The sequence below is a fragment of the Trichococcus sp. ES5 genome, assembly GCF_900067165.1.
Taxonomy (GTDB): domain Bacteria; phylum Bacillota; class Bacilli; order Lactobacillales; family Aerococcaceae; genus Trichococcus; species Trichococcus flocculiformis.
On sequence record NZ_FJND01000031.1, the window covers coordinates 1 to 18,610 of the forward strand.

At 45.9% G+C, this 18,610-nt stretch carries 12 protein-coding genes; 11 read left to right on the forward strand and 1 reads right to left on the reverse strand.

The window, feature by feature from the left end; translation table 11 throughout:
• Positions 1 to 655, forward strand: a 655-nt coding sequence (locus TES5_RS13980) for an IS1380 family transposase (protein ID WP_157080420.1), incomplete at its 5' end; no start/stop codon positions are given.
• Between the two features lie 527 nt (positions 656 to 1,182).
• On the opposite strand, the gene TES5_RS13985 is transcribed toward TES5_RS13980, so the two are convergent.
• Positions 1,183 to 6,936: a glucosamine inositolphosphorylceramide transferase family protein gene (locus TES5_RS13985; protein ID WP_068562601.1), complete on the reverse strand. Its 5,754-nt coding sequence runs from the start codon at positions 6,934 to 6,936 to the stop codon at positions 1,183 to 1,185.
• Between the two features lie 435 nt (positions 6,937 to 7,371).
• On the opposite strand from TES5_RS13985, the gene TES5_RS13990 reads away from it, so the two are divergent.
• The 10 genes from TES5_RS13990 to TES5_RS14035 all read left to right on the forward strand — a co-directional run bounded on the left by TES5_RS13990 (position 7,372) and on the right by TES5_RS14035 (position 18,064).
• Positions 7,372 to 8,448 (forward strand): LCP family glycopolymer transferase, encoded by a 1,077-nt coding sequence (locus TES5_RS13990; RefSeq protein ID WP_068562602.1) that lies wholly within the window; start codon positions 7,372 to 7,374, stop codon positions 8,446 to 8,448.
• A gap of 45 nt (positions 8,449 to 8,493) precedes the next feature.
• Positions 8,494 to 9,507 carry a UDP-glucose 4-epimerase GalE gene (gene galE, locus TES5_RS13995; protein ID WP_068562603.1) on the forward strand — a complete coding sequence of 338 codons (1,014 nt, stop codon included), beginning with the start codon at positions 8,494 to 8,496 and terminating at the stop codon, positions 9,505 to 9,507.
• 143 nt (positions 9,508 to 9,650) lie between these two features.
• Complete coding sequence (galU, locus tag TES5_RS14000; protein ID WP_068562604.1) at positions 9,651 to 10,535, forward strand: UTP--glucose-1-phosphate uridylyltransferase GalU; 885 nt, start codon at positions 9,651 to 9,653, stop codon at positions 10,533 to 10,535.
• Positions 10,536 to 10,625: 90 nt separating this feature from the next.
• Positions 10,626 to 11,669, forward strand: coding sequence for a glycosyltransferase family 2 protein (locus TES5_RS14005; protein ID WP_068562605.1), 1,044 nt, complete (start codon positions 10,626 to 10,628; stop codon positions 11,667 to 11,669).
• Positions 11,670 to 11,690: 21 nt separating this feature from the next.
• Complete coding sequence (locus TES5_RS14010; RefSeq protein ID WP_068562606.1) at positions 11,691 to 12,797, forward strand: glycosyltransferase family 1 protein; 1,107 nt, start codon at positions 11,691 to 11,693, stop codon at positions 12,795 to 12,797.
• Positions 12,794 to 13,864, forward strand: coding sequence for a hypothetical protein (locus TES5_RS14015; protein ID WP_068562607.1), 1,071 nt, complete (start codon positions 12,794 to 12,796; stop codon positions 13,862 to 13,864). Before TES5_RS14010 ends, TES5_RS14015 begins: the two co-directional genes overlap by 4 nt.
• A gap of 16 nt (positions 13,865 to 13,880) precedes the next feature.
• Positions 13,881 to 14,933, forward strand: coding sequence for an EpsG family protein (locus TES5_RS14020; protein ID WP_068562608.1), 1,053 nt, complete (start codon positions 13,881 to 13,883; stop codon positions 14,931 to 14,933).
• Positions 14,934 to 15,096: 163 nt separating this feature from the next.
• A complete protein-coding gene (locus tag TES5_RS14025) occupies positions 15,097 to 16,605 on the forward strand; it encodes a glycosyltransferase family 39 protein (RefSeq protein ID WP_068562609.1) in 1,509 nt (502 codons plus the stop codon).
• 101 nt (positions 16,606 to 16,706) lie between these two features.
• A complete protein-coding gene (locus tag TES5_RS14030; protein WP_068562610.1) occupies positions 16,707 to 17,678 on the forward strand; it encodes a glycosyltransferase family 2 protein in 972 nt (323 codons plus the stop codon).
• A complete protein-coding gene (locus tag TES5_RS14035) occupies positions 17,678 to 18,064 on the forward strand; it encodes a GtrA family protein (RefSeq protein WP_068562611.1) in 387 nt (128 codons plus the stop codon). Before TES5_RS14030 ends, TES5_RS14035 begins: the two co-directional genes overlap by 1 nt.
• Positions 18,065 to 18,610: the final 546 nt, after the last annotated feature.

Here is an 18,610-nt window from a genome sequence, read left to right on the forward strand (position 1 = left end):
CATTCTTGTCCGCGCAGATAGTGGCTTTGCAGCGCCGGAACTGTATGACCTCTGTGAAGAAAAAGAGCATCAGTACGTCATTCGGCTCAAACGGAATGCCCGCTTGCATAAGTTCGCGGAACAGTTTGTTCAAGTTGGGGATGAGACCGAATGGAGTCAGAAGGAAGAGCATTTCTACTCCATTCGCTACCAAGCCGGCACTTGGAAGCATGATCGTAGGGTTTGCATTCGTTCTGTCAGGGAAGCAAATGAACTGATTTTCCACCATGAATTCATTATCACCAATCTATCCGATGTTGTCTCGACTGAACAAGTCTACCAAACGTATTGGAAGAGAGGTACGATGGAGAATTTCATCAAGGAAGCCAAGAATGGCCTCTTCTTCGACAAGACGGACAGTTCTCATTTCTTGGAGAATGCCGTCCGCATGATGGTCAGCGTCCTTTCCTATAACATCAACAATTTTATACGCACACTAGCTTTCCCGGAAAAGGCCAAAGGCCTACAGATACAAAGTATTCGTCTTCGGTTTTTCAAGATCGCTGGGAAACTGATACACAGCGGAAGACGCATGATGCTAAAACTCAGCACCCATCATGTCTACCAAGATGAATTTTTTCATATCCTACGGCAAATTCAATCCTTGTCTTGGTGAGGAGACCCCGCAAATTTAAAAAAAACTTTCGAACAAAGGGATTAGTATGCCCAAAAACACAATAACAATCGCATTCCGTGCTTCTTTTCGTCTCTAAGAGACGTTTTGAAAGGGAAAAAATAACAGCTCTGCCAAAAATCCAATATTGCAGATGAAATAGAGTTGTTCATATCAAGATTTGGGGTGGTATGAATAATTCAGAAATAAGTTAGTTTATTATACAGACATTCATATCACGGGGTTCTGACACTGTATGTACTTTGCCATTCTAAGCATTACCTACAATATGATTTAGACTGCCGAAGCTCATAATCTGAATGTATCCCTCACTTAGTTGTGCAATGACCTCCGAACACAACGTTTAAAGAGGAGCCTGATCTTCTTGAAGATTATTTGCTTGGGGTTCGAAAATCCCAGCACCACGAATAACCCTGCTACAATATGGACATCATATCGTAGCAGGGTTATTCGTGGTGCACTTTGTACCTATTTTCTTGATGCTTTGTTAAACATGTTAAGGCTAAGCGTCAGACCAAGGAATCTTCGATGTAAAGGCCGAGTGAGTATTCGCCATCATTGTAACCATCGGTGATGTAGACATACCAATCAAGGTAGTCCGCGTGAGAGATGTGGTGCATCGACTCATCGTTCCATCCGCCATTGAAGATGGCGGTGACGGCTGTGCTCATAATATCGACGTCGACATCGGTAGTGGAGAAGTTGGAAAGTTTTACCCAATAGGTGTACTCTCCGTACATACCGCCGTCTGGGTGAACTTGGACCGGCATGATGATGTAGTCATCATAGATGAATGGATTGCCAGCACTGCGATAGCTATATTCCTCGATGGTGCCTCTCATGATGTCATCTTGCCATACCCACTGGTCATTCCGCCAATCACCTGATGTGTTGTAGTAAAGTGAAAGGTTGATATAAGGAGCTTCTGCGGTTGTCATATACCAGACATCGTCGATTAGGAAGATATTTGTATCAGAGTAAGTCCCTTCGAGCAATGTCGTATAGTAGGTCCAATTGTTCGGGAAATCGGTGGTTGTGTAGACATTTATATCATCTGCGATATCCGGAACCATATAGTAGTTATCCTCATACGTAAATATGTTGGGATAAGCTGCCCGAACCCCTTGTAGGGATGGCCCAATGACAACTTGACCGTAAGTCCAATTAACCAGATCAGCACTCCAGACATATCCGACTTCATCAGCGGTCAAACCAGTTGCGGCATTGTAACCACCGATGATTTCGAAGAAGATGTAGTAGATGCCGTTATCAAGGTAAATGAATGGGTCTGCAATTCCGGACTGCCCAGTGCGATCGGTGACGATTGAAGTTGTCAGGATCGGATTGATTACAGTAGGGAACGGCACTGCGACAGGTGGATGGATGGTCTGTGCCAAATCGGTATAAAGGCCGATCGTATAAACGCCATCGTTCATTCCATCGACAAAATAAATATTACCGGTACCGAACGCGGCATTGGAGATGTGGTGCATCGCGTCGCTGTTCCATGTTTCATTTTTCTGTGCCTCTACTGCAAGTCCGAGATTGATGACCGAAATGGTAGTCGGCGTCAGGTTGGACAATTGGTACCAATACGTGTATTCGCCGTAGCGGCCATCGCTTGGAGTGACTTGGATTGGCAGGACAACGGCTCCATCATAGTAGAATGGATTACCAGCCGTCCGCAGATCGGATTCGGTTGCGCTTGCTGTGATGATTGTTCCTTCCGGATGTAGTGTCCAGCTGCTGTTGCGCCAATCGCCGGAACTATTGTAGTAGAGTGACAGGCTATCGTACGGTTGGTCGGTGACAGCCAAATACCAGATATCATCTTGAGCGAATACAAGTGGATCGACAAAGTTTCCGCTCAGCAACGTTCCGTATAATTCCCAGCCTAACGGGAAGGAAGAGGCTTTGTATACATTCACGTTGCCGGTCAGATCCGGTACCATGTAGTACTCATCTTGATACATAAAGACATAAGGGGAAGCGACATTTGTGCCGGTGGTATCGACTCCCAGCACCACTTGTGTGTAATTCCATTGTTGCAGATCGGTGCTCCAAGCATGTGCGATTTCGTCAGCCGTTACACCGGTAGCCGGGTTGTAGGCCTGGATGGTATTGAAGAACACATGATAGGTGCCGTCTTCCAATATGACGTATGGGTTGGCGATTCCTTGGGTGGCGACTCTGTCCGTGATGCTGTCTACGGAAAGGATCGGATTTCTGACGCTGTAGTACAAAGCGATTTGTTCCATAGTCAAAGGAGCAGTCGGCAAGACTGGATCTGTCGGATCGGTTGGGTCAGTCGGATCTGTAGGGTTTGTGGTCGTAGCACCTTTGAATATTCCGATGCTGTATTCATTCTTGTTCCAATTGTACCCGTCAGTCGCGTAGTAGAAGCCATCCCCTACAGCGATATAGGAAATGTGATGCATCGCATCGCCGTTCCACTCATCGTTGTATTGGGAAATGACGGCTGTGCCTTTGTTCGTAACAGTGACGGTCGTAGGGGACAAATTGGATAATTCATACCAGGTCGTGTATTCCCCGTAGATGTTGTTTGATTTAGGGGTCACTTCCACCGGTATCACAACAGAATTTTCGTAGATGATCGGCATGCCGCCGTTCCGCAATCCGCCTTCCGTGCTTGTTTCAGGAAGGATTTGGCTGCTGGAATGCAGTACCCAGCTGCTGTTGCGCCAATCGCCGGATGTGTTGTAGTAAAGGGAGAGGCTGTTGTAAGGCAATTCGGAAACGGTCATGTACCAGACGTTGTTCATGGAAAAGACCAGTGGATCGACGAAATTGCCGGATAGCAAAGTACCGTAAAGTTCCCATTCGAGCGGGAATGACGAAGCTTGATAGACATTGACATCGCCGACACGGTCAGGGACCATGTAGTAGGTGTTTTCGTATTCCATCACGTAAGGGGATGCGGCTCTTGTTCCGTTGGTTTCTTCGCCAAGGACGATCTGGGTGTAAGTCCAGTTGATCATATCGGTGCTGTAGGCGTGTCCGATTTCATCGGCTGTGGATCCAGTATCCGGATTGTATCCGAGGATGACGTCGAAGAACATGTGGTAAACGCCGTCTTCGAAAACGATGTACGGTTCTGCGACGCCGAGCTGGCCGGTCCGGTCGGTCACCATTTCTTTGGTGATCAGCGGATTTTCGGCACCTGCGATTGCGGACAGATCCACCGGTACGGTCGGAACTGCAGTAGGGTCAGTAGGAACTGTCGGATTGGTAGGGTCAGTTGGGTCAGTAGGATTTGTAGGATCAGTTGGGTCAACAGGGTCGACCGGATCAGTTGGAATAGTCGGAATGGCCGGAGTCACCGGATTTTGGGTATCTGAAGGGTCGGAACCTGTGAATAAGCCGATGCTGTATTCGTTGTTGTTCCAGTTGTATCCATCAGTTGCATAATAGTAACCAGTTCCTGCTGCAACATAGGAGATATGGTGCATCGCATCGCCGTTCCATTCGTCATTGTATTGCGAGATGACGGCATTGCTTCTTCTGGTTACGGTGACAGTGGTCGTAGATAAATTGGACAATTCATACCAGTCTGTGTATTCACCGTAGATATTGGTGGTTTTAGGAGTGACTTCGACCGGAATGATGACCGAGTTTTCGTAGATGAAGGCATTGCCCGCATTGCGGAGTCCGCCTTCGGTTGAGGTCTCAGGAATGATCTGGCTGCTGGAATGCAGTACCCAGCTGCTGTTGCGCCAGTCTCCGGACGTGTTGTAGTAAAGGGAGAGGCTGTTGTAAGGCAATTCGGAAACGGTCATGTACCAGACGTTGTCCATGGAAAAGACCAATGGATCGACGAAATTGCCGGATAGCAAAGTACCGTAAAGTTCCCATTCGAGCGGGAATGACGAAGCTTGATAGACATTGACATCGCCGACACGGTCAGGGACCATGTAGTAGGCGTCTTCGTATTCCATCACGTAAGGGGATGCGGCTCTTGTTCCGTTGGTTTCTTCGCCAAGGACGATTTGAGTGTAGGTCCAGTTGATCATATCGGTGCTGTAGGCGTGTCCGATTTCATCGGCTGTGGATCCAGTATCCGGATTGTATCCGAGGATGACGTCGAAGAACATATGGTAGACACCGTCTTCGTAGACGATGTAAGGTTCCGCGACACCGAGCTGTCCGGTCCGGTCCGTCACAATATCTTTTGTGATGATTGGATTGGTAGTCCCCGGAATCGGATCTAATCCTGTTAATTCGCTCACGCCTCCTGGATCTTCCGTTCCGCTGCCATCATCCTCCACTGGAGAAAACACGCCATCCAATGCCAATAGATCCGTCATTGTGACAAAATCGAAGCCTTTTGCTCTGACGGAAGCAACCATATACCACAAAGATTCAGGAGTGGCTGCTGCATCGTGCAAAAGATAGATGGAACCAGGGAAAAGGTTGTCGACGACGCGATCGGAAATGGCGGTAGATGAATAACCATCCCAGTCATAGGTATCGGTCGTCCAGCCGATCGTGTATTCATAACCGAGGCTTCCGGCAGTCTCCAAAACGGATTGATTGTAGTCGCCGTATGGAGGACGGAAATAAGGTCTGGATGTTACGCCGGTAGCATCTTGAATGATGTTTTCCATTGTGTTCAGTTCGGATGCCAATTGCGAAGCGCTGAGCTGTGAGGAATAGGAATGAGAGTAAGTATGGTTTCCAATGTCATGGCCTTGTTCGACAATCAGTGCGAGCAAGTACGGATCCGCTTTGCCGTCAGGGAAGAAGGTTGCTTTAACGTTCAAAGACGCCAACACTTCCAACAATTCCTGCACAACAGCAGCATCTTCCAGATCATCGAAAGTCAAAGCTACATAAGGCTGATCGGTATCGATATCGTCCACCCATCTGGATATGTCGGTAGCGAATTCTTCATCAATATTGCTTTCCTCATCTACTGTATCGTCAATGGCGATGCCCAAAAGTTGGCCGATTGTGGAAAATCTATAACCGGCATTCTGGAGCGCGGATAGCGTATACCATAAAGAATCAGGTGTATTGACGGCTCCAACGCTGGCATGCATCAGGACGATGTCGCCAGGGTTAATATTATTGGTGATTGTGGAACTGATCGTAGTTGCCGATAATCCAGACCAGTCGAGCGTGTCGATGGACCAACCGATGGTGTATTCATAACCCAGACTGCCGACTGTTTCCAGTACCGAATCATTCAAAGCGCCATAAGGAGCCCGGAACAATGGCCGTGAAGTCGTGCCTGTGCTTTCCTGTACGTAATCTTCCATCAGGTTGATGTCGTAGGCAAGCGCATCAGCAGAAATGATGGTGGAATCTTGATGCGAATAAGTATGGTTTCCGAGTTCATGTCCGGAATCGACAATCTGTTTCAGAAGATCGGCGGATGCATCCCCATTCATGAAGAAGGTTGCTTTTGCGCCGTAAACATCAAGGATGGCCAATATTTCCGAAAGATTTGCATAGGAATGGCCATCATCGAACGTCAAAGCAATCACGTTGTCGCTAGTGTTCACATAACTGACATATTGTGATGGTCCAGTCGAGAATGCTGCCTCGCTTGCCATAGCCATTATGGCTGCTGCAGCTTCTTCGACAGCATCTTCTTGCGGTTCTGCTTCTGCAATTGGTTCCTCGGCTTCTATCGGAGGTTCTGCAGGAATTTCCGTGTCAGTTTCAACAGTAAGTGTCGTTTGATCTTCAATCGGATCGGTAGTTAGTGTGGGGGTTTCAGTGTTGTCTTCGTCAGTTGGCGTGGATGGTTGGGTAGGTGACGTTTCCGGAATAGGATCCGTTGTGTTAGTTTGCGGGTCCGTTGCGGCTTCCGCTGGGGTCGTCATACCGGGAGCCAAAGTTTCGGCATCGGGGACTGTAGGTGCAGTTGGGACAGTTTCCACTGTCGTAGGCGTTTCGGTTATAGGATTTTCAGTTGTGGTTGGAATTGGTTCGGTTGTGGCAGCCGGTGCCGTTTCTGTGGGAAGTACCGTCTCAGGTGAGGTTTCCACGACAGGTGGTTCTGCCACAAAAGGAGTTGTTTCTGTTGTTGCGTCTTCAGTGGTTAAAGGAGTTTGGGTTTCGGTTGGAACAATAAGTAATGGTTCATCTGTGGTAACAGTTTCTTCGAGAGCTGCTTCAGGTATAAGGAATTGTGCAGCTTGTGTTGGCTCTTCTGTTGATGCCTTTACGACAGGCGTATTACCGAATAAGGTAACCATCAGTAAGAGAGGAGCCAGCAAAAGGAACCTTTGTTTCATAATTTAGCCCTCCTTTAGATGCTAAACTTGAATAAAAGAATGTTGCTTATTGGTCAGACATGCTGGCGCTCTGCGGTTATGGGGTCGTTCCTGATCATTCTACATTTTTTTCACCTTCTTTTTGGGGAGACAGGTGCAACGAACTTGCTTCACCTTATTATAGAATAAATGGAAGCGTTTTACAATTAAGAAGTTAGTGTAGTATACAGATATTCATGACACGGTATGACAGCTTTTTTGACCACTATCCATACAAATAACGAGAGCGATGGATCGACAAGTCGGGCAGGGAAGGAAAGTTTATTTTTTCATTATGTTTTTCATTTATTCTTTTTTAATGTGAAAGATTGTTTTATACTGAATAGGTATTTATAAAAGACGCAGACAAGATCTGTGGATCAATCAGCTATTATTGCGTGGAAAGAGGAACTCAATATGAATGAATCCAGAAGTGATTTCAAGAAAAAGAGGATCTGGAAAAGGGTCTTGCTCATCTCCTTGCTCGGCATCATGGTTGTCGTGGGCGGACTGATGTGGGGCGCGTACAATGATGTGGACAGCACGATGAATGCTGTATTCAACCCCGTGGACACCGAGGATAAGCGTGAAGATGAAGTTTCCTTTTCAGAAACCCAACCGATATCCTTTGCATTGCTGGGAATCGATAGTTACGGAGACGAACTGGAAGAGATGGGCGGAAGGTCTGATACGATAATCATTGTGACGATCAATCCGGAAACGAAGCAGACTACTTTGGTCAGCATTCCGCGTGATTCGTACACCGAGATGGTCAATTACCAAACGGACATCTACAACGAATACAATGATAAGATCACGCATGCCTATGCTTTCGGAGGGACAGAGATGGCGCTCAATTCCATCCAGGAGTTCCTGAATATCCCGATCGATTACTACGTCGAGATCAACATGTATGGTTTGGCGGATTTGGTCGATGCCATCGGCGGTATCGAAATCACGAGCCCATTGACGTTTGATTACAACGACGCCTACTTCGTGAAAGGGGAAACCGTCACTTTGCAAGGATGGGATGCTTTGGCCTTCGCAAGGATGCGCTATGATGATCCGCAAGGCGACACCGGAAGGCAACTGCGTCAGCAGATGGTCATCAAGGCGATCGTGGATAAGTTGTTGAGCATCGAAGGCATTTCCAACTATCAGGATATCCTGACGGCAGTCGAGACGAACATGCGCACCAATCTGACTTTTGAGAATCTGATCGATATCCAGAAAAATTACAGTGATTCGATCACAGCCTACAATCAGCTGAATATCGCCGGTGAAGAGATGTATATGGAAGACATCTACTATAATTATGTCCACCCCGAAGAGCGGATGCGCATCTCAAATCTGTTGCGCGACGAGCTGGAACTGGAACAGGTTGTTTTGGATGATATGAATCTTTCGGATGCGGATATCCAATATGGTTACGGAGACGGCAGCGGTTTGGATAGTGATTTGACATTGGAAGAGGACAGCAACAATAGTTATTGATTTCATAGGTTAAAATAAAAACAGTCAATCGGAAAGAGGGATATTATGTCAGTTTTAGTAACAGGCGGAGCCGGCTATATCGGCAGCCATACCGTAGTGGAATTATTGAAAGCAGGCCAGGAAGTGGTCATCGTCGACAACTATTCGAACAGCAAGCCGGAAGTGTTGAACCGGATCGAAACGATCACCGGCAAAGCACCGACTTTCTATGAAGTGGATGTGCTGGACCGCGAAGCCTTGGACGCTGTCTTTTCAAAAGAGGATATCGACTCCGTCATCCATTTCGCGGGCTACAAAGCGGTGGGCGAATCCGTAGCGAAACCGATCGAATATTACCACAACAACATCACGAGCTCTTTGGTGCTGTGCGACGTAATGCGCAGCCACGGCGTGAAGAAGATTGTCTTCAGCTCTTCGGCGACAGTCTACGGTATGAACAACGTGTCGCCGCTGACGGAGGACATGCCTACGAGCGCAACGAACCCTTACGGCTACACGAAAGTGATGATCGAACAGATCCTCCAGGACGTGGCGGTTTCCGATTCCGAGTGGAGCATCGCGTTGCTGCGTTACTTCAACCCGATCGGCGCGCATGAATCCGGCTTGATCGGCGAAGACCCGACCGGCATCCCGAACAACCTGATGCCTTACATCACGCAAGTGGCGGTCGGCAAATTGCCGCGCTTGAGCATCTTTGGTGACGATTACGATACACCCGACGGCACAGGCGTCCGTGACTATATCCATGTAGTCGACTTGGCGCTGGGCCACATTAAAGCTTTGGACAAAATCAAAGAGACAAACGGTGTCGGCATCTACAATCTTGGGACGGGTATTGGATACAGCGTGCTAGACTTGACGTATAACTTCCAGAAGGCTACAGGCGTTGAGATTCCGTACACCATCATCGACAGACGCCCCGGCGATGTCGCTACCTGCTACGCGGATGCGACTAAAGCGAAGGAAGAATTAGGCTGGACAGCCCAGAAGACATTGGCCGATATGTGCCGCGATTCCTGGAATTGGCAAAAGAATAATCCGAACGGCTACGAAGCGTAGTTTTTGCGCTGAAAGAGCCTGGGCCGCGGCATCACTCATCCGATTGGGTGCGTGCCGTGGCCCTTTTTCTGTCCTATGTTGATTCTTTTTTGGCGGCATCTTTGTTATAATGGAACAGACTATACGAAGAAAGAGGGAGTCCCATGACAAAAGTACGGAAAGCTGTAATACCTGCAGCAGGTTTAGGAACGCGATTCTTGCCGGCAACAAAAGCGATGGCAAAGGAAATGATGCCGATCGTGGACACACCGAGCATCCAATATGTGGTGGAAGAAGCCATGGCTGCCGGCATCGAAGAAATCATCATCATCTCCGGGAAGGGCAAGAGCCCGATCGAGGACCATTTTGACGTAAACATCGCCTTGGAAGAGAACTTGAAGGAAAAAGGCAAGACGGCGATGCTGGAATTGGTTCAGCAGACGAATATTCCGCATATCCATTACGTGCGCCAAGCCTACCCGAATGGGCTGGGAGACGCCATTCTGCAGGCTGAAGCTTTCATCGGGAACGAACCTTTTGTCGTGCTTTTGGGCGATGATATCATGCCGAGCGAAGTCCCGTTGGCAAAAGCGTTGATGGATACCTACGACGAGACGAAGGGCGGAGTCGTTGCGACGATGCGTATCCCTGAAGGCATGACGAACCGCTACGGCATCGTCGACATCAAGGAGAAGGTCGGCGAGCATATCTACAGCGTCAACCACTTCATCGAAAAGCCGGCTCCGGAAGAAGCGCCGAGCAACCTTGCCATCATCGGTAGATATCTGTTGACGCCGGAAATATTCGACATTCTGCGCAACCAAGCGCCGGATGCCGGTAACGAAATCCAGCTGACCGATGCAATCGAATCGTTGAACGCGATCCATCCGCTGGTGGCTTATGAATATACAGGCAAGCGCTACGACGTCGGCGACAAGTACGGACTGCTGATCGCGAACATCGAATTCGGCCTGGAGAACAAAGACACAGCCGACAAGATGCGCCCTTATCTGAAAGAACTGGCGAAGGAATTAAAGAACAAGTCATAAAGCGTTGACCTGACAGGAGCAACGCTTATCTGGCCCCGGCCTTGGGTGGCCCGGGTGCTCCGTCATGCCCAACGTTAGGAAGGAAAACTAATGGAAAACAAACCTTTTTTCAGCATCGTGATACCGGCGTACAACTGCGCCGGCACCATCCGTGCCACTTTGGAAAGCATTGCCGCGCAGACGGTCAGCGACTTTGAGGTCATCATCGTGAACGACGGTTCGAAGGACGCGACCGCGGACGTTCTGCAGGCATTTGCTGCCGAGGACAGCCGCTTCGCTTTCATCACCATCCCGAACAACGGACCGGGGAATGCGCGCAATCAAGGGATCGCACGCGCGACAGGCACGTATCTGTTTTTGATGGATGCGGACGATGAAATCGAGCGCCATACGTTGGAACGCTACCAAGCGATCCTCACCAGCGAGGTTCCGGACCTGATCGTGGCATCCTATAATCTGCGGGTTCTGGACAATCAGGAGATCGTTTCGGAAAAAAAGGTGATCGCCGAAGATCAGGTCTACGCCTCGAACGCGGCATTCCTGGAGAACCTCTATCCTTTGATGAACAAGCAGCTGATGTATGTCATCTGGAACAAGATTTACCGTCTGGACATCATCCGCAAGCATCATATCGCCTTTCCGAGCTACAGCAGCTGTGAAGACCGCTTGTTCAACATCGCCTACTACCGTCATGCTCAAAAAGTCGTGACGACAAGTGAGGTGCTGTACCAATACGCCTTCGAGGGCAAGAGCAGCTTGACGAACAAGTATTTCGACAATAAATTCGAAACGTTCCTGGAATTCTACAATGAATTGCTGGACCTGACCGACAAGGATCTGGGCGGCTTCAGCGCGCTTTTCCTGAAAGGCACGATGTCCTGCATCATCCCGCTGCACGGAGCAAGCTGCCCGTTGGATTGGGCAGGCAAAAAAGCCTACATCCAAAAAATACTGCAGCACCCGCGTGTGCAGTACGCAACGGCCCACAGCCTGACTGATACGCCGATCCGGAAAATCATGAAGCTATTATTCCAATCGAAATCGGTCTACCTGAACTACATCGCTTCCGGCATGATGCACCTCTTAAGCAATGCGTCGCCGAAATTGATCGAAAAACTCAAAGGAAATTTCTAGAAAGATGGGAGAACTTTAAAAATGACTCAGCCTAAACGTGTCCTGCATTTCCAGGGCAGAATGGGAAAGGGCGGGGCGGAGACTTTCATGATGAACGCCTACCGCAACATCGACCGTTCCAAATACCAATTCGATTTCGTCATCTATGAGGAATTTGCCGACGTACGTCCCTACCATGACGAAATCGCCGCATTGGGGGGCAAAATTTTCGTCGTGCCGAACCCGAACAAGCACCCGCTGCGCTATATCAAAACCGTCAGCAAACTGCTGCAGGAGAACCAGGTCGATATCGTCCACAACGAAATCTTCTTCGGCGGAGGCCTGAACCTGTGGTTGGCTGCCAAAGCAGGCGTCAAAAAGCGCATCGCCCACAGCCATGCGACTTCCGACGGCAAAGGCAACCGATTCCCGTACAGCGTCGTGCGCCCGATTTTCAACAATTTGATGATGAAATATGCGACTGATTTCATTGGCTGTTCGGATGAGGCCGGCATTGGCCTTTTCGGCAAGGAACAGCCTTTCGTTATGCTTCCGAACGGCATCGACCTCGACCGTTACCGTAACGTGCCAGTGACGAAGAATGAAATGCATGCGCAGTTGGGCATTCCGGAAGACGCCTTCGTGATCGGTCACATCGGCCGTTTCGAGGAACAAAAAAATCACCGGCTGTTGCTGAATATTTTCCAGCATATCCTGAAGAAGCACCCGAACACGTATCTTTTGTCGGTCGGGGCCGGCGGTCTCGAAGCAGAGATTCATGGTTTGGCCAAGGATCTGGGCGTATCCGACCATGTGCTCTTCTTGGGAGAGCGCGAAGATATCGCCGAACTGCTGAAAGCGATGGACGTCTTCCTATTGCCTTCGTTGTATGAAGGTTTGCCGATCGTGGCGGTGGAAGCGCAGGCCGCCAACGTCAAGTTGGTGATGTCGACGGAAGTCTCAGAGGACACGGTGTTATCCGAGAATGTCCGGTTTGTGCCGTTGGATGCGAGTCTGGACATTTGGGAAGACGAAGTCATGGGCGAGCCGAAAGGCAACAGTCCAAAACCCGAAATGGAAGCTTTTGACATGCGGAAGACCGCAAAAGCGCTGGAAAAAATATACGACGCGAAGGAGGCCTCTGCATGATGCATTTACCCACAACCAAACAATTGAAGGAATTTCTGAAGGACAACAAAAAGACCGTCTGGCTGACTGCCTTCGCTACGCTGCTGCTTTATGTACTGGGCATCGGTTACACTTTGTTCAGTAACGGGGAAGTGGAGGAAGAAAAGAAAATCGATCCGGATACCGGGCTGGAAGTGAATCTGATCACCAGCGAAGAGTACGCTGCTTTGCATGAGGGAGCAGCCCGCTTCGAAATCTACATCGAAAATGATGAAGGCAGCGCCTTTACCAATTCGACGGTATTGGAATCCGTGCTGTTGTCGCCTGCTGTCTTCGCGACGATCGATACCGCAGAAAAAGTGACTGTGGCCCAAGAAATCGAGGCTTTGGAAGAAGGCGATATCCCAGCCAAGTACATCCTGGACATCACGAACGATCCTGGCGATAACTCGCTGAATATCACTGTGGGGACGGGTGATGCAGACAAGAATCTCGCCATCGCTGCTGTCCTGTACGACATGATCAGCAACAAGGAATTGACGCTGCTCGGGAACAAGTCGGTTTCGATGCTTTCCGATCCGCACACAGTCGTGATTCAAAACGGACCCGAAAAAACCGAAGAGGAAGAAGATTTTGGTCCTGTCGGTTACGCCGTGATTGCTGTCGCTGTCCTGATTGCAGGAACGGTTTTAGGCATTTTGATTGCACTCTCGCGCCTGTTCTTCAAAAAGGAAGTCACCGATGTATTCAATTACAGGGAATCGGATGGGGACACCATCATCGACCTTTCCGTATTCAATGAAGGAAACCTTACCGATGAATTGGTGCATACGATCCAATATCCTTCCGCGCAGCAGAAATTGATCCTTTCCGATCCGGCTTTGCCTGCCGAAATCCAGGGCCGCTTGCTGAAGGACACGGCTACAAACTATGTGTTGGCGTCCGATATCGTTGCCGTGGACCCGAAACTGAGCTTCGATGAAATCATCCTGGTTTCCCAGAAACATGTCACAAATAAAGCCTGGTACAAGAAACAGCGTACCTTGTTGACAAACTATACTGCTCCGATCAAAATCGTCCTACAATAGAATCGGAGGTAAGTTGATGACACTTTATCTTTTCACATTCCTTGCGCTTCTGGTGCTTGCCATCACGGAAGCTCTGCAGGGCAACAAGAAGATGGCGCTGATCGGCGGCGGATTTTTGGCTGTTCTGGCCGGCTTCCGCTATCAGACGGGTTATGACTTCCTTTCCTACAAATCATTTTTCGATGATATGACCGGTATCCAGGATGTCTTCAACGGCAACTTGGACGCGGAAGCGGGTTACCTGTTCCTGAATTATCTCTTTTTGAACATGGGCTTGAATTACTACACTTTCTTGTTGTTCTTCGCTTTCCTGACGATGTTCCTGCTTGTGAAGTACCTCTATCACAATGTGCCTTACCCGTCCTTGATGCTGTTCTACTATTTTTCGCGTTTCTTTTTGGCGCGGGATATGGGCCAGATCAGGGGCTCGTTGGCCAGCATCATCCTGCTTTATTCGGTCAAGTACATCAAATCGAAGGAATTCGTTAAGTTCATGGCGGTCGTGTTGATTGCTTCGCTGTTCCACGTCACAGCCTTGATTTTCATTTTGGGCTACATTTATGAAAATCATCTCTACAACGGGAAATGGAGCCAAGTCGGGATATTGTTCTCGCTTGCGGTTATCGCCGGGCTGATCGTGAAGAGCCCGAGCCTGTACATGTGGGCGATTCCCGGCCGTTATGCGCCTTACTTCACCAATCCGGCTTACACAAGCGGGAAATGGCTGATGAATCCGGTCCTCTGGATGCAGTTGCTGATCTTTTTCGGGACGCTCCTGTTCACGAAAATCCAGCAGGACGAGAAGTACCGGACTTACCACAATCTGTACTTCTTCGCTTCGCTTATCCTGATCGCCTTCGGTAACCTGGAGACGGTAGGGGGAAGGCTCAGTTCGCCTTTCGCTACTTATGAAATGTTCGTAGCGCCGTATTTCATCCTGAATTTTACGAAGAACAAGCTGTTGAATCTGATTTTCGCAATCGGCTTTACGGTCATCATCTTCCTGCTGATTTTTATTCTTTCGGGAGATTATGTTTCGTTCATTCCGTACACGACTTTGTTCCAATAGTTAAAAAAATATTTAAGCGACTTATTAGTTCCCCCGGACATAATTGAGAACCATTATATCAGGGGGCGTCTTTTTTGATTACGTTAGTAAAATACATCAAATTATAATTAAGATCTGTCTATTTTAACGCAACATATTAAATGATTGTATGAGGAGGATTCTAATGACAAAGATTGAAGAGCATGCCAAAAAAGTTGTTATCTTTTTGGCTATACTATCTTTAGCAGTAATAATTTTAATTTCACTATTTTTCCCAAAATTAGTTGCTATTCAAGGTCACATTAGAGTAATAAGTAGCATCTTTCGTGTTGCGGTATTGAATGGGGCAAGTGCAATCATTGCATTAATTTTATTAAGTGGGTTAATGTATTTATTGAAAATAAAGATAATGAATAATATAAAACTCATGCTCACGATAGAATTATTATTGTACTTTTTATTCATGATAGCCTTAACCAAGTATTATGGAATAATCGGACCAATTGATGATGCATGGGTAGTAATGGACAATGCTATCACTTTAAAAGATACGGGCGTGATCGATGGGTGGTATATGGTCTCTAATCCGCAAAACTTATTTCTGATGTATCTCTATCTTGGGATTGAAGGTATTTTTAATACATTCAGTTATCAAATAACTTTCATTGTATTTGCCTTAATGCACGTAGGAAGCGCCTTTTTGGTTTACAAATGTGCAGAAGCTGTTTCAAAAAATCAAATCTCGGCGTTTATCACGATGCAGCTTTTTATTTTTTGTTACCAGATAACCTTGCATGTCACTAACATTTATACGGATACTCTACAATTGTTTATTATTCTATTAGGGTTGTATCCCGTTTTGAGATTTGCAGAGAGTACATGGAAAAATCTAATCTTCAGTATTTTAGCCGCATCAGTTGCTTTCTCGGTAGGATTTTTAGCAAAAGGTACAACTTTGGTATTGATTATCGCGTTCGTGTTATTGCTTGTTATTAACTTAAAGGGAAAGAAAAAAATATTAGCGACTATACCTATTGTAATGCTATTAACAATCAACACTTCTTGGAATTCATTTATTGATTCTCAAGAAATTTATCAAGTTGATAAAATTGGAATGCCAAATACTCATTACATTTTTATGGGGTTGAATACTTGGTATCCGGAAGGTAATACTATAGGGCAAAGGCAATATTTCCTTACAGGAGCATATAATGATGGAGATTTAAATTACTCAAAAACTCTTTTTTTTGATCAAGATTTAACTAAAGAAGAAGTCCAAGCTGAACATATTAGAATGATAAAAGAACGAGTAGCTGGTTTTAACTTCAAATCTGGGCTTGAATTTCTTGGGGCAAAAATTGCAACCTCATGGTCCTCTGGTGACTTAAAATCGACATACAGCGTTAGGATAGGTGCTCAAAATGAAAAACAAAAAGTAAACTTATTAGAATCTTATCCAACTTACATTTATATGCAGTCTATGCAATTCCTTTACTTTTTTATTGCATCATTAGTTTTTATCAAGGCGTTCTTTAATAGAATTAAAGTTGATCCTATTATTTTATTGTCCTCAATATTTACTGTGGGGATGTTTTTGTTTTTGATTATTTGGGAAGCATCGCCTAGATATGTGATTGCTGTTATGCCATTTTACATGTTATTATTGACGAAACTTGCTCCAATTCAAGAATAAGGTGCTTTAAGATAATACAGCATAGTTTATTTGGTTTTTTAGAAATTTAGTTTTTTAAATTGACTTTATTAAAATGATACTTAAAGATAGGAGATTAACATATGAATAGAGAATTAATTTCGATTATTGTACCTTGTTACAACGAAGAAGAAATGCTGCCTATTTTTTATGAGGAAATTGATAAAATAAGCAAAATAATGGATTATGTGACGTTTGAGTTTATTTTTGTGAACGATGGTTCAAAGGATAAGACTCTGAAGAAATTAAAGGAATTGTCAAAAAGGGATTCTCGTATACAATATTATTCCTTTTCACGGAACTTTGGGAAAGAAGCTGCATTGTTTGCTGGCTTAGAGCATTCCAAAGGGGACTACGTAGCTGTGATGGATGTTGATTTACAAGATCCTCCGGAATTATTGCCGGAGATGTACAGGTTGATACAGGATGAAGAATATGATTGTATAGGAACCCGTAGAAAAGATCGTGAAGGAGAACCTGTTATCCGTTCTTTTTTTGCCAGAGGATTCTATAGATTAATTAATCGTATATCAGACACCGAAATAGTTGATGGAGCAAGGGATTTTCGATTAATGAAACGACAGATGGTTGATGCTATCCTAAATTTGACCGAATACAACCGTTTTTCAAAAGGGATTTTTAGCTGGGTTGGCTTTGAGACCAAATATTTAGAGTTCCAAAATAAAGAACGTGTGGCTGGTCAAACAACCTGGTCATTTTGGTCGTTACTCAGATATTCATTGGATGGAATTGTAGCATTTTCCGAGATCCCTTTAGCTATGGCTTCCATAATAGGTTTTTTAACATTCGCTGTCGCCATCGTTCTTGCCATTTTTTTCGGGGCGCGTACCTTAATATTCGGTAACCCAACCTCAGGATGGACATCGATGATAGTTATCATCTTAGCGTTGGGAGGAATTCAGCTTCTTAGTCTAGGAATTATAGGGAAATACTTAGGAAAGACATTTCTGGAGGCTAAGAAGAGGCCGATATACATTTTAAAGGAGTCAAGTGATGTAGAATTCCGAAAGCATAAAGCTGAGGATAATAAATAATGATGAATTTATTGAAACAACTATTAAAATTCGGCATTGTAGGGATCATAGCCACAATTTTGGATTTTATATTTCTATTTCTTTTTACGGATGTTTTTGGGGTGTACTATCTTCTCTCAGCAGCAGTAAGTTTTATACTTTCAACGTTATTCAACTATGTCGCTAGCATGAGGTTCGTATTCAACAGCAAATTTAGTAAAGATGAAAAAAGTAAGGAACTAATCCTCTTTGTTATTTTGAGCGTCATCGGACTATTGTTGAATCAATTCTTGATGTGGTTCTTTGTTGAAAAAATTGCACTTTATTACATGGCAGCAAAAATAGTTGCGACCTTTTTTGTGATGGCATGGAATTTTATTTCCAGAAAAGTATGGTTAGAAGCCTAATGGAGCAGTCTTACTGAAAGGCATTAAATTTTAAATGGTCACTAACAATTTAAGAAATATCCTGCCATCAATTTTAAACAATATAAGGCGGATAATTCAGTTTTGTGTTATATAAAAAAGGCTTACTACTATGACTAGGTAAGCTTTTTTTATATGAGAAGAACCTCACCTATGTAACCTGCATTCCCGAATTGTGTAACGATAATCACTAGAAAAACCGTTGTTGTTTGTGGCAAGATAAACCTACATACAATTGCAGCGCAAAAGTACATAACTCCGCAAGCAGCTTAGGGCAAAAGAAAAAGCCATTGCGGGCGTCCTGAAATTCCTCTAAAGTTATAGTTCCAACACTGTAACTGGAGGTAAGAAAGGGAATGCTCGCAATGACCGATATTAATACTATCAGAAATCTACGAAACAATCACGATAAATCTATTAATCACATAGCTGAAGAATTGGAAATCAACTGGCGCACCGCAAAAAAGTACGCAGATGAAGATCTTCTGCCTGAGCCCAAGATTAGAAAGAAAACGGGCATGATGTATG